This is a genomic window from Pusillimonas caeni (assembly GCF_003545815.1).
Classification (GTDB): domain Bacteria; phylum Pseudomonadota; class Gammaproteobacteria; order Burkholderiales; family Burkholderiaceae_B; genus Pusillimonas; species Pusillimonas caeni.
On record NZ_PDUW01000003.1, the window covers coordinates 75,252 to 88,127 of the forward strand.

Annotated in this window: 10 protein-coding genes and 1 tRNA gene; 10 read left to right on the plus strand and 1 reads right to left on the minus strand. The window is 63.5% G+C overall.

The genetic code is table 11. The features are described from left to right. Nucleotide 1: 1 nt before the first annotated feature. The 4 genes from ftsH (at nucleotide 2) to CSC67_RS07530 (ending at nucleotide 4,954) form a co-directional block, all read left to right on the plus strand. Nucleotides 2-1,897: an ATP-dependent zinc metalloprotease FtsH gene (gene ftsH, locus CSC67_RS07515; RefSeq protein WP_118993911.1), complete on the plus strand. Its 1,896-nt coding sequence runs from the start codon at nucleotides 2-4 to the stop codon at nucleotides 1,895-1,897. 23 nt (nucleotides 1,898-1,920) lie between these two features. Further along, on the plus strand, nucleotides 1,921-2,760 hold the full coding sequence (gene folP, locus CSC67_RS07520) for a dihydropteroate synthase (RefSeq protein ID WP_118993912.1): 840 nt from the start codon (nucleotides 1,921-1,923) through the stop codon (nucleotides 2,758-2,760). Further along, nucleotides 2,757-4,106, plus strand: a complete 1,350-nt coding sequence (gene glmM / locus CSC67_RS07525; RefSeq protein ID WP_118993913.1) for a phosphoglucosamine mutase — start codon at nucleotides 2,757-2,759, stop codon at nucleotides 4,104-4,106. Before folP ends, glmM begins: the two co-directional genes overlap by 4 nt. 65 nt (nucleotides 4,107-4,171) lie before the next feature. Further along, nucleotides 4,172-4,954 carry a GNAT family N-acetyltransferase gene (locus CSC67_RS07530; protein ID WP_118993914.1) on the plus strand — a complete coding sequence of 261 codons (783 nt, stop codon included), beginning with the start codon at nucleotides 4,172-4,174 and terminating at the stop codon, nucleotides 4,952-4,954. Nucleotides 4,955-5,069: 115 nt separating this feature from the next. On the opposite strand, the gene CSC67_RS07535 is transcribed toward CSC67_RS07530, so the two are convergent. Next, nucleotides 5,070-6,551: a Ppx/GppA phosphatase family protein gene (locus CSC67_RS07535; protein WP_118993915.1), complete on the minus strand. Its 1,482-nt coding sequence runs from the start codon at nucleotides 6,549-6,551 to the stop codon at nucleotides 5,070-5,072. Nucleotides 6,552-6,714: 163 nt separating this feature from the next. On the opposite strand from CSC67_RS07535, the gene ppk1 reads away from it, so the two are divergent. From ppk1 to CSC67_RS07565, 6 genes are all read left to right on the plus strand, one after another. After that, nucleotides 6,715-8,781: a polyphosphate kinase 1 gene (gene ppk1, locus CSC67_RS07540; RefSeq protein ID WP_118993916.1), complete on the plus strand. Its 2,067-nt coding sequence runs from the start codon at nucleotides 6,715-6,717 to the stop codon at nucleotides 8,779-8,781. Between the two features lie 121 nt (nucleotides 8,782-8,902). Beyond that, nucleotides 8,903-9,946, plus strand: a complete 1,044-nt coding sequence (gene pstS / locus CSC67_RS07545; RefSeq protein ID WP_118993917.1) for a phosphate ABC transporter substrate-binding protein PstS — start codon at nucleotides 8,903-8,905, stop codon at nucleotides 9,944-9,946. 159 nt (nucleotides 9,947-10,105) lie between these two features. Continuing rightward, nucleotides 10,106-11,044 (plus strand): phosphate ABC transporter permease subunit PstC, encoded by a 939-nt coding sequence (gene pstC, locus CSC67_RS07550; protein ID WP_118993918.1) that lies wholly within the window; start codon nucleotides 10,106-10,108, stop codon nucleotides 11,042-11,044. A gap of 7 nt (nucleotides 11,045-11,051) precedes the next feature. Next, nucleotides 11,052-11,912, plus strand: a complete 861-nt coding sequence (pstA, locus tag CSC67_RS07555; RefSeq protein WP_118993919.1) for a phosphate ABC transporter permease PstA — start codon at nucleotides 11,052-11,054, stop codon at nucleotides 11,910-11,912. A 42-nt stretch (nucleotides 11,913-11,954) separates the two neighbouring features. Next, a complete protein-coding gene (gene pstB / locus CSC67_RS07560; protein ID WP_118993920.1) occupies nucleotides 11,955-12,731 on the plus strand; it encodes a phosphate ABC transporter ATP-binding protein PstB in 777 nt (258 codons plus the stop codon). Nucleotides 12,732-12,795: 64 nt separating this feature from the next. Beyond that, nucleotides 12,796-12,872 (plus strand) — tRNA-Pro (locus CSC67_RS07565). The last annotated feature ends 4 nt before the right edge of the window (nucleotides 12,873-12,876 follow it).

Sequence of the window (12,876 nt, forward strand, 5' to 3'; positions counted from 1 at the left end):
TTTGAACAACTCGTTTTCCAAGGTTGCCATATGGATGGTGATCGCGCTGGTGCTCTTTACTGTGTTCAAGCAGTTCGACGGCCGTGTCGCATCCACCGAAACGGTAACGTACACCCAGTTCATGTCTGACGCTCAGGCAGGCAAAATCAACAAGGTGGACATCCAGGGCGACACCCTGTATGTCACGCCCGATTCCGGCCGGCCCTACAGCCTGACCTCTCCCGGCGACCTCTGGATGGTTCCCGAACTCGTCAAGGCCGGCGTCGAAGTCTCGGGCAAGGCGCGCGAAGAGCCTTCCTTCCTCACCAGCCTGTTCATTTCGTGGTTCCCGATGCTGCTGCTCATCGGCGTGTGGATCTTCTTCATGCGCCAGATGCAGGGTGGCGGCAAGGGCGGCGCCTTCAGCTTTGGCAAGTCGCGCGCCCGCATGATGGACGAAAACACCAACAACATCACTTTCTCCGACGTGGCCGGCTGCGACGAAGCCAAAGAAGACGTCACCGAACTGGTCGACTTCCTGCGCGACCCCACCAAGTTCCAGCGCCTGGGCGGACGCATCCCGCGCGGCGTGCTGCTGGTCGGCCCTCCGGGCACCGGCAAGACCCTGCTGGCCAAGGCCATCGCCGGCGAGGCCAAAGTGCCTTTCTTCAGCATCTCGGGCTCCGATTTCGTCGAGATGTTCGTCGGCGTGGGCGCGGCCCGCGTACGCGACATGTTCGAAAACGCCAAGAAGCAGGCTCCCTGCATCATCTTCATCGATGAAATCGACGCGGTCGGACGCCAGCGCGGCGCCGGACTGGGCGGCGGCAACGATGAGCGCGAACAGACCCTGAACCAGCTGCTGGTCGAGATGGACGGTTTCGAAACCGGGCAGGGCGTACTCGTCATCGCGGCCACCAACCGCCCCGACGTGCTCGACCCGGCCCTGCTGCGTCCCGGCCGCTTCGACCGCCAGGTGGTCGTCTCGCTGCCCGATATCCGCGGCCGCGAGCAGATCCTCAAAGTGCACATGCGTAAAGTGCCCCTGGCGCCCAACGTCGACCCGCTCATCCTCGCGCGCGGCACGCCCGGCTTTTCGGGCGCCGACCTGGCCAACCTGGTCAACGAGGCCGCGCTGTTCGCGGCGCGCCGCAACGGCCGCACGGTCGACATGAGCGACTTCGAAAAGGCCAAGGACAAAATCATCATGGGTGCCGAGCGCCGCACCCTGGTCATGCCCGAAGAAGAGCGCCGCAACACGGCCTATCACGAATCGGGCCATGCGCTGGTGGCGCGCAGCCTGCCCAAGACCGACCCGGTGCACAAGGTCACCATCATTCCGCGCGGCAGGGCGCTGGGCGTCACCATGCAGTTGCCCGAAGGCGACCGCTACAGCATGGACAAAGAGCGCCTGCTCAACATGATCGCGGTGCTGTTCGGCGGCCGTATCGCCGAAGAGGTCTTCATGAACCAGATGACCACCGGCGCCTCCAACGACTTCGAGCGGGCCACCGCCATCGCGCGCGATATCGTCACCCGCTACGGCATGACCGACTCCCTCGGTCCGGTGGTCTACGCCGAGAACGAAGGCGAGGTCTTCCTCGGGCGCAGCGTCACCAAAACCACGCACGTGTCCGAGTCCACAATGCAGAAGGTCGACCAGGAGATCCGCAAGATCATCGACGAGCAGTACACCGTGGCGCGCAACATCATCGAAGGCAATCGCGACAAGATGGAAGCCATGGCGGCCGCGCTGCTCGAGTGGGAAACCATCGACTCCGACCAGATCGACGACATCATGGAAGGACGCGCTCCGCGTCCGCCCAAGAACTTCGACACGCCCGACTCGCCCACGCCGCCCGCGGGCGCGCCGGCGGTGGGCGGAGGCAGCGGCAGCACCGCCGCCACGCCTGTGTAGAAACGGGTTGCCGTGATACATCCATGAGTGCCAAGCTGCTTTGCGGGCGCTTCGAGTTCCCACTCGAGCGCCCGTTGGTCATGGGAATCCTCAACGTCACCCCCGATTCGTTTTCCGACGGATCGCGCCACTTCGAGACCGACGCCGCCATCGCGCATGGCCTCAAACTCGCCTCCGAAGGCGCCGACATCATCGATATCGGCGCCGAATCGACGCGCCCGGGTGCGGCGCCCGTGGGCCTGCAAGAAGAAATCGACCGCCTGCTGCCGGTGCTGGAAGGGCTGCGCGACTGCGGCGCCGCGCTCTCGGTCGACACCTTCAAGCCCGAAGTGATGCGGGGCGTCCTGGACGCCGGCGCCGACATGATCAACGACATCTACGGGTTTCGCCAGCCCGGCGCCCTCGAGGCCGTCGCCTCGTCGTATTGCGGCCTTTGCATCATGCACATGCAGGGCGAGCCGCGCACCATGCAACAGGCGCCCCGCTACGACGACGTGGTGGGCGAGGTGCGCGAATTCCTGCGCGAGCGCGTCGAGGCCATAAGGACGCTGGGCATGCACCCCATGCGCGTCGTGCTCGATCCCGGCTTCGGCTTCGGCAAGACCGCCGAACACAATTACGAACTCCTGCGCCGCCTGCAGGACCTTTTCTTCGACGATTATCCCTGGCTGGTGGCCTTGTCACGTAAATCGATGATAGGGCACGTCACCGGCCGCGAGCCCGAGCAGCGCCTCGGGGGCAGCATTGCCGGGGCGCTCGCGGGCATTGCCCGCGGCGCCGCCATGGTGCGCGTGCATGATGTGGCGCAAACGGTCGATGCCATCAAGGTTTGGCAAACAGTAGAAAACGGAGTTTCCGGATGAGTCAGCGCAAGTATTTCGGCACCGACGGCGTGCGAGGCGAAGTCGGTGGTGCCACCATCAACCCTGAGTTCGCCCTGCGCCTAGGCTATGCCGCCGGCCAGGTGCTGGCCCGGCAGCACAACCCCATACGCGGCCGGCCCACGGTGGTCATAGGCAAGGACACGCGCATATCGGGCTATATGCTCGAATCGGCGCTCGAGGCGGGCCTGTCGGCCGCCGGTGTGGACGTGCTGCTGGCGGGGCCCGTGCCCACGCCCGCGGTGGCTTATCTCACCCGCGCGCTGCGCCTGGCGGCAGGCGTGGTCATCAGCGCCTCGCACAATCCCTATCAGGACAACGGCATCAAGTTCTTCTCGGCCCAGGGCATGAAGCTGCCCGACGAGGTCGAAGAGCAGATCGAGGCGGCCATCGACCAGCCGCTGGGCTGCGTCGGCTCCGAAGCGCTGGGCCGGGCGCGGCGCATCGACGATGCCTCGGGCCGCTACATCGAATTCTGCAAAAGCACCTTCCCCAACGAACTCGACCTGTCGGGCATGAAGATCGTGGTCGATGCCGCGCATGGCGCTGCCTATCAGATCGCGCCCCACGTCTTCCGCGAACTGGGCGCCGAAGTATTTCCCATCGGCTGCCAGCCCGACGGTTTCAACATCAACGAGGGCGTGGGCGCGCTCCATCCCGAAGCCATGGCCGCAGAGGTCCAGAAGCGCGGCGCCCACATCGGCATTGCGCTCGACGGCGACGCCGACCGCCTGCAGATGGTGGACCAGGTCGGGCGTCTCTACAACGGCGACGAACTCTTGTACGCCATCGTGCGCGATCGCTTGACACAGGGCGAAGTGGCGGGCGTAGTGGGCACGCTGATGACCAACTTCGGCTTCGAGAAGCGCATGAAGGCCATGGGCATAGGCTTCGATCGCGCCAAGGTGGGCGATCGCTACGTGCTCGAAAGCATGCTGCAAAAGGGCTGGCTGTATGGCGGCGAAAGCTCGGGACACTTGCTGTGCCTCGACTGCCACACCACCGGCGACGGCATCATCGCCGCGCTGCAGGTGCTGACCGCGGTGCGCCGCAGCGGCGAAAGCCTCGCCGAGGCGGTGGGCGACCTGAAGATGTACCCGCAGGAAATGGTCAACGTGCCTCTGCAGCCCGGAACCCAATGGGAAACCCATCCCGGCCTGAGCGAGGCGAAAGCGCGCGTCGAACGCGAACTCAACGGTCGCGGCCGTGTGTTGATACGCGCGTCGGGCACCGAGCCCAAGCTGCGTCTCATGGTCGAGGCGGAAGACATGCAGCTCGCGCAAGACGGCGTACGGGAATTGGTTGCAGTCGACTTAACAAAGCGTTAACGTAGACATCAAATACCTGAAACATTCCGCTGCCATAATGGCACAATGTCTGTGGAGTGATATCTATGCTAGAGCTTGCGCGAGTCAACGACGAACCAGAAGTCGGAGCCACCTGGTCAGAGCATTCGACCGGGGGCCTGGTGCTCGGTTTGGCGCGCACCAACGAAGAGCTCGAGGCCATTCAACGCCTGCGTTACGATGTCTTCACCAAAGAAATGAACGCCGTGTTTCCCGACGCGGTCGACGGGCTCGACTCCGACCGCTTCGACCCCTGGTGCGAGCACTTCATGGTCACCGAGGCAGGTAGCGGCCGCGTGGTGGGCACCTACCGCCTGCTCACTCCCGCCAACGCCATCAAGGCGGGCGGCTATTATTCTGAATCCGAGTTCGACATCTCCGCGCTCGACGGCATACGCTCGTCGCTGGCCGAAGTGGGCCGTTCGTGCATCCATGCCGACTACCGCAAGGGGTCGGTCATCATGCTGCTGTGGTCGGGCATCGCGGCCCTCATGCAGCAGGGCGGCTATCAATATGTTCTGGGCTGCGCCAGCGTCAGCCTGCGCGACGACGGCGTCACGGCCGCCGAGGTCTGGCGCGCCGCCAAGAAGAGCATGGCCGCCCACCCCGAAGTGCCCCACGTCACGCCGCGCCACCGCTATCCGGTCGAGCGTCTCAACAGCGAGCTTCCCGCTCGTGTGCCGCCGCTCATCAAGGGCTATCTCGCGCTGGGCGCCTCCATTTGCGGCGAACCCGCCTGGGACCCCGATTTCAACACCGCCGACTTCCCCGTGCTGCTCGACATCGCCCGGGTGGAACCCCGCTATCGCAAGCACTTCGGGCTCGATTAGCGACTGCAGTGCTAAAAGGGCGGGCCATCCCCGCTGACCGGTCGGCCCGAGGAGCGGGCTTCGCACGGCGCTTCCGCCGTGTCGCGAAAGGTTGCGGGGCTTTCACGCACCCGGGTCAGTGCTCGATCAGCTTGAAATTGAAGTCTGTCTTGTTCCATTCGCAGGCTTCGCGTTGCAGCGAGTACTCCGACAAGGCATGGGTGGCCAGCCACGACTTCAGCACCTTGGTCTTGATGGTGCTGTCTTTGATCTCGAGCGACAGCGGCAGCGAGTCGAGGTCTTCGCGACGGCGGCACAGCAGGGTCGCCAGACGCAGGCATAGCAGCGCCTGCCATTGCAGCGGCGTGGCCGGGTAGCCGCCTTTCTTGTTGAGCTTGCCCTGCAGATTGTTGGCAAGCCATGCCAGCACCGCCTGATCGTCGTTCGAAAAGCCCGGCATGTCGGCGTGCTGAAGAATATAGGCGCTGTGCCGATGGTAGTTGGCCTGGGTGATGGACAGCCCCACCTCGTGCAGGCTGGCCGCCCAGCCCAGCGCCTGGGCGACCTCGTCGTCGCCGGCGGCGCCCAGCTGCCCGAACAGCTGCAGGGCGATGGCGCGCACGCGCTCTGCCTGCTTGGTGTCCACGTGATAGCGTTTCTGATACAGCGTCACGGTTTCGTCGCGCTTGTCGTGCTCGGAGTCGCGGCCCAGCAGATCGTACAGCACGCCCACCCGCAGCGCACCTTCTCCGGGCAGCATGACGTCGATCTTCAGCTCTTGAAAGGCCGCCATCATAATGGCCAGCCCGCCCGGAAGCACGGGCGCCCGAGCGGCCTTGATGCCGGGCAGGTTCTGCATGACGACCTTGCCGTCCTTGATGAGCTTGGTCTGCAGCTTTTCCATGCCTTCCAGGGTGATGCCCTTGCGGGACATGCCGCCTTCGGCCAGGATGGCAAGCAAACCTTTGGCGGTGCCCGACGAACCGTAGGCCTGCTTCCAGCCGGTTTTGCGGTATCGGCGCGCGATGCCCTGAAGCTCGCCGCGCGCCGCGATCTGCGCCTGCTCCATGCGTTGGGCCGTGACCCGGCCGTCGGGAAAGTAGCGCCGGCTGAAGCTGACGCAGCCCATGCCGAGCGAAGCCAGGTGCAAGGGGTCGAAGCTTTGGCCCAGAATGACTTCGGTGGAGCCGCCGCCGATGTCGATGACCAGCCGCTTGTCGGACGAGGGCGCCAGTTCGTTGGCCACGCCCGAATAAATGAGGCGGGCTTCTTCGGCGCCCGAGATGACTTCGATGGGAAAACCCAGCGCCGCCTCGGCGCGCGGCAGAATTTCCGCGACGTTGCGTGCGACGCGAAAGGTGTTGGTGGCCACGGCGCGCACGCGATTGGGATGGAAGCCTTCGAGGCGCTCGCCATAGCGCTTGAGCACCGCCAGGGCGCGTTCGACCGCCGCGGCGTTGAGGTTCTGGTGCGCATCCAGCCCGGCGGCCAGCTGGACCGACTCTTTCAGCCTGTCGACGGCGTAGATCTGGGCTTTGCCGTTGTTCTGTTCGACGCGTCCGATGGAGAGCCGAAAGCTGTTCGAGCCGAGGTCGACGGCGGCGAGAAGATAATCCATGATGGCTATGTTGAGACCGGTTCACGAGATTATAAAGACGAAATCATCGTGTTCGCGCCGGGCAGGCGTTTCTCGCTGCTTGCGGCCGTTCGGGCCCGCTGTCATGATAGTGTAAAAAAACTGCAGTAAAACGCCCGGGTATCCAATAACAGGTAAATTCCGCATGTCTTCCGAGTACTCGTCCGCCACGCCCAAGTTGCTCAATCGCGAGCTGTCCCTGCTCAAGTTCAATGAAAGGGTACTGGCCATGGCAGAGTACCCCGACACGCCGCTGCTCGAGCGCCTGCGCTACCTGTGCATCGTCAGCTCCAATCTGGACGAGTTCTTCGAAATACGGATTTCCAGCCTTAAAGAGCAGCTGGCGCAGCACGCCAACATCACCGGCGAGGACGGCTATACGCCGGCCGAGGCGTTCGAACAGGTGCAAGAGGCCACGCACGCGCTCATCGAGCGCCAGCATCATCTGCTGAACCGAGAGGTGCTGCCGCTGATGGCGCTGGAAGGCATCGTCATACTGGATCCGGACGAGTGGGACGAAGCCCAGCGCGCCTGGGCCAAAGCCACGTTCATGCGCGACGTCATGCCCATGCTCACGCCCATAGGGCTGGACCCCGCCCACCCGTTTCCGCGCGTATACAACAAAAGCCTCAATTTCATCGTCGCCCTGTCCGGCATCGATGCGTTCGGACGCAGGGCGTCCATCGCCATCGTGCAGGCGCCCCGGGCCCTGCCGCGGGTCATGCAGGTGCCGTCCGACATCTCCGGCGTCGAACACGGCTACATCATGCTCACCTCTCTCATCAGCGAGTTCGTGGGCGAGTTGTTTCGCGGGCTCGAGGTCAAGGGCTGCTACCAATGGCGGGTCACCCGCAACAGCGACCTCTTCGTCGACGAAGAAGAAATCACCAATCTGCGCTTGGCCTTGCAGGGCGAGCTGTCGCAGCGCAATTTCGGGGCCGCGGTCAGGCTCGAGATCGACCACGAAATGCCCGAGCACCTCGAGCGCTACCTGCAGCAGGAATTCGCCCTGCAGCCCCAGGACACGTATCGCGTCGACGGGCCGGTCAATCTTTCGCGGCTGATGCAGCTGTGCAACGCCATCGACCGCCCCGACCTGCTGTTTCCGGAGTACCGGCCGCGCGTGCCGGCCCCGTTCGACATGGTGGCGGACGACCCCGAGGCGCTGTTCGAGGCCATCGCCGAACGCGACCATCTGCTGCATCATCCCTACCAGTCCTTCGAGCCCGTGCTGGCCTTTCTGGCGGCCGCCGCCAGGGACCCCGCCGTGGTGGCCATCAAGCAGACCATCTACCGCACCGGCGAAGACTCCGAGCTGATGAGCCTGCTGCTGTCGGCGGCCAGGGCGGGCAAAGAGGTCACCGTCATCGTCGAGCTGATGGCGCGCTTCGACGAACAGACCAATATCGGCTGGGCGGCCAAGCTCGAAGAAGTCGGCGCTCACGTCAGCTACGGGGTGGTGGGGCACAAGACCCACGCCAAGATGGCGCTGGTCCTGCGCCGCGAAAACGGCCGCATCCGGCGCTACGGCCACCTGGGCACGGGCAACTACCATTCGCGCACGGCCCGGCTCTATACCGATTTCGGCCTGCTTACGTCGGACCAGACCATATGCGCGGACATGGACAAGGTGTTTTCGCTCTTGACCGGCCTGGGCGAGAAACCTGCGCTGAAGGCCCTGCTGCAGTCGCCGTTCACTCTGCATGACACCATGGTCGCTCTCATACGCCGCGAAGCGGAAGCCGCGGCGGCGGGCAAAAAGGCCCGTGTCATGGCCAAGATGAACTCCCTGCTCGAACCCACCATCATCGAAGAGCTCTACAAGGCGAGCCAGGCGGGCGTGCGCATCGACCTGATCGTCCGGGGAGCCTGCGCCCTCAGGGCGGGCGTGCCGGGGCTGTCGTCGAACATACGCCTGCGCTCCATCGTGGGCAGGTTCCTCGAGCATTCGCGTGTTTTCTATTTCTACGCTGGCGGAGAAGAGCTCGTCTACCTTTCATCGGCCGACTGGATGGACCGCAATTTCTTCAGGCGCGTCGAACTGGGCTCCCCCGTCAATGATCCCGCGTTGAAAAAACGTGTAATAAAAGAAGCCTTCATGTTCGCCTTACGGGATAATCAACTGGCCTGGCGCGCCTTGCCCGACGGCGGCTACGTCAAGGTGCGCGGCCGGGGCAAGCCCTTCAACATCCAGAAGCAGCTCATGCAATAGCGGGAACAGCGCTTGCGGGCCGGCCGCCGGCATGTCATTAACCTGTCATATTCACTGTTTAACATTCAGTCCGTGCAGGTAACCGCCTGTTTATTGACCTGAAAATCAAGAGGATTGTTCGATGTTCAAACGCGTAATATTGCAAGCCGCGGTCGGTATCGCCTTCGGTGCCGCTTCCCTGGCCGCCCAGGCGGTCGACATCACCGGCGCCGGCGCGTCGTTCCCCTATCCCATCTACGCGAAGTGGGCTGCCCAGTACCAGCAGGAAACCGGCAACCGCATCAACTACCAGTCGATCGGCTCGGGCGGCGGCCAGCAGCAGATCATCGCCAAGACGGTCGATTTCGGCGCCTCTGACGACCCCATGAAGGCCGCCGACCTCGAAAAGAACAATCTGTTCCAGTTCCCGGCCATCGTGGGCGGCACGGTGCCCGTGGTCAATATCGACGGCGTCAAGCCCGGCGAGCTGAAGCTGTCCGGCCCCGTCGTGGCCGACATCTTCCTGGCCAAGATCAAGAAGTGGGACGATCCGGCCATCAAGGAAATGAACCCCGACCTGAAGCTGCCCAGCGCCGACATCGTCGTGGTCCACCGCTCCGACGGCTCGGGCACGACCTTCGGCTGGACCAACTACCTGTCCAAGGTGTCGCCCGCCTGGAAGGAAACGGTCGGCGAAGGCAAGGCCGTCAAGTGGCCCACCGGCCAGGGCGGCAAGGGCAACGAGGGCGTCGCCGCCTACGTGCGCCAGCTGAAGAACTCCATCGGCTACGTCGAATACGCCTACGCCAAGCAGAACCAGCTTTCCTGGTCCCAGCTCAAGAACCAGGACGGCAAGTTCGTCCAGCCCACTCAAGAAGCGTTCGCCGCTGCGGCCGCCAACGCCGACTGGAACAGCGCTCCCGGCATGGGCGTGGTGCTGACCAACGAGCCGGGCGCCGAGTCCTGGCCCGTGACGGCGGCTTCTTTCATCCTGGTGCACAAAGAGCAGGCCAAACCCGCCAACGGCAAGGAAGTCCTCTCTTTCTTCGACTGGGCCTTCAAGAATGGCGGCGAGATGGCGGCCGAGCTCGACTACGTGCCGATGCCTGATTCGGTCACCGATCAAATCCGCGCCGCCTGGGCCTCCGACATCAAGGGCGCCGACGGTTCTGCGGTCTGGAAGTAATCGTTACAATCGGGGTCTGGCCCTGGTCGGCCCCTGCAAAGACGATGCCGTGTCCCATGGCATCGTCTTTGTTGTGTAAAAATTGCGTATTCAGCCCTTCCGACGAGGTAATCGCGTGAATCCAATCCAGGCCGCCGCGAACCGCAAGCACGAGCAGTCATGAAGAAAAACCAAAATGCCCTGATGGACGTCATATTCAAGAATATGACGCGAACGTTCGCCTTTCTGGTGTTCATTCTGCTTGCCGCCATCATGATCTCGCTGATCTATGGCAGCCGCGAGTCCATTTCCGAATTCGGGATTTCATTCCTCTGGACCAACGACTGGAACCCGGTAACGCACAATTACGGTGCCCTGGTGCCCATCGTGGGTACCGTGCTGTCGTCCTTCATTGCGCTGTTCATCGCCGTGCCGGTGTCTTTCGGCATCGCGATGTTCCTGACCGAACTATCGCCGATATGGCTGCGGCGCCCGCTGGGAACCGCCATCGAGATGCTGGCGGCCATTCCCTCCATTATTTACGGGATGTGGGGCCTGTTCGTGTTCGTGCCCATATTCCAGCAGTACATACAGCCCTACCTGATCCAGGCTTTTTCGGGCATACCCGTGCTGAGCCAGGTGTTTTCCGGCCCGCCTTTCGGCATAGGCGTGTTCACCGCCGGTCTCATCCTGTCGATCATGGTGATACCTTTCATCACCGCGGTAATGCGCGATGTGTTCGAGCTCGTGCCGCCCATGCTCAAGGAATCTGCGTACGGGCTCGGCGGCACCACGTGGGAAGTCATCTGGAAAGTCGTGCTGCCCTACACCAAGCACGGCGTGATCGGGGGCATCATGCTGGGGCTGGGGCGCGCCCTGGGCGAGACCATGGCGGTCACCTTCGTCATCGGCAACGCGTTCAACCTGCCGACCTCCATCTTCTCGCCCTCCAATTCCATTGCCTCGGCGCTGGCGAACGAGTTCAACGAGGCGGGCGGCATGCAAAAATCGGCGCTGCTCGAGCTGGGCCTGATCCTCTTCCTGATCACGACAGTCGTGCTGGCTTTCTCCAAGGTGCTGTTGCAGCGCCTGGCCAAAAACGAAGGAACCTCGCGGTAGGCGCATCATGTTCACATCCGACTCCATCGTCTCTCTCGACAACAAGGTCTACAAAAAGCGCCAGCGCACCAACCGGCTCATGCTGGGGCTGTCGTTCGCCGCGCTCGTGTTCGGCCTGTTCTGGCTTTTCTGGATCATCCTGACCCTGATCATCAAGGGGGGCGGGGCGCTTTCGTTCTCCCTGCTCACCGAGGCCACACCCCCCCCGGGGCAGATGGGCGGCCTCATGAACGCCATCGTGGGCAGCGTGATGATGGCGGCCGTGGGCACCCTCATCGGCACGCCCATCGGCATCCTGGCCGGAACCTTCCTGGCCGAGTACGGCCGGCGCGGCTGGCTTGCGCCCGCCACGCGCTTCCTGAACGACGTGCTGCTGTCGGCGCCCTCGATCGTGATCGGCCTGTTCATCTACGCCGTGTACGTGGCCCAGGTGGGACACTATTCCGGCTGGGCGGGCTCGTTCGCGCTGGCCATCCTGGTCATCCCGGTCGTCGTGCGCGCCACGGACAACATGCTTTCCCTGGTGCCCAACAGCCTGCGCGAGGCCGCCGCGGCCCTGGGCTGCCCGCAGTGGCGCATCATCACCATGATCTGCTATCGGGCTGCGATGTCGGGCATCATCACCGGCATCCTGCTTGCCGTCGCGCGCATATCGGGCGAGACGGCGCCCCTGCTGTTCACAGCGCTGAACAACCAGTTCATGTCCTGGAACATGAGCGCGCCGATCGCCAACCTTCCTGTCGTGATCTTCCAGTACGCGGCCAGCCCGTTCGAGGACTGGAACCATCTGGCCTGGGCAGGCGCCGTACTGATCACGCTGCTCGTGCTCGGCATCAACATCGCCGCCCGCTCTCTCTTTCGCAAGTAAATAAACAGCGGCGGGCGTCTTTCGCCCGCCCGGGAACCGACCATGAACACCGCTCAGACCAATGAACGCGTCAAGCTTGAAGTCAAGAACCTGAACTTCTACTATGGCAAGTACCAGGCCATCCACAACGTCAACATGTCCATCCGCGAGAACAAGGTCACGGCTTTCATCGGCCCCTCGGGTTGCGGCAAATCGACGCTGCTGCGCACCTTCAACCGCATGTACGAGCTGTACCCCGGCCAGCGCGCCGAGGGCGAGATCAACCTGGACGGCGAGAACCTGCTGACGTCCAAGATGGACATCTCCCTCATCCGGGCCAAGGTGGGCATGGTGTTCCAGAAACCCACGCCTTTCCCCATGAGCATCTACGACAACATCGCCTTCGGCGTGCGCCTGTTCGAAAGGCTCAGCAAGGGCGAGATGGACGAGCGCGTCGAGTGGGCCCTGACCAAGGCGGCGCTGTGGAACGAGGTCAAGGACAAGCTCGGCCAGAGCGGCAACGGCCTGTCGGGCGGGCAGCAGCAGCGCCTGTGCATTGCGCGGGGCGTGGCCATCAAGCCCGAAGTGCTGCTGCTGGACGAGCCCTGCTCGGCCCTGGACCCGATTTCCACCGCCAAGATCGAAGAGCTCATCACCGAACTCAAGACCGACTACACCGTGGTCATCGTGACGCACAACATGCAGCAGGCGGCCCGCTGCTCCGACTACACCGCCTATATGTACCTGGGCGAGCTCATGGAGTTCGGCGAGACCGACAGCATCTTCGTCAAGCCGGCGCGCAAGGAGACCGAAGACTACATCACCGGCCGTTTCGGCTGATCGCCGCGAGGCTTGCGGCCGCGCCGGAACGGCTTGCCATTCATGCTAGAATGGCCGTCTTTATCGGGGCGTAGCGCAGTCTGGTAGCGCATCTGGTTTGGGACCAGAGGGTCGCATGTTCGAATCATGTCGCCCCGACCAATAT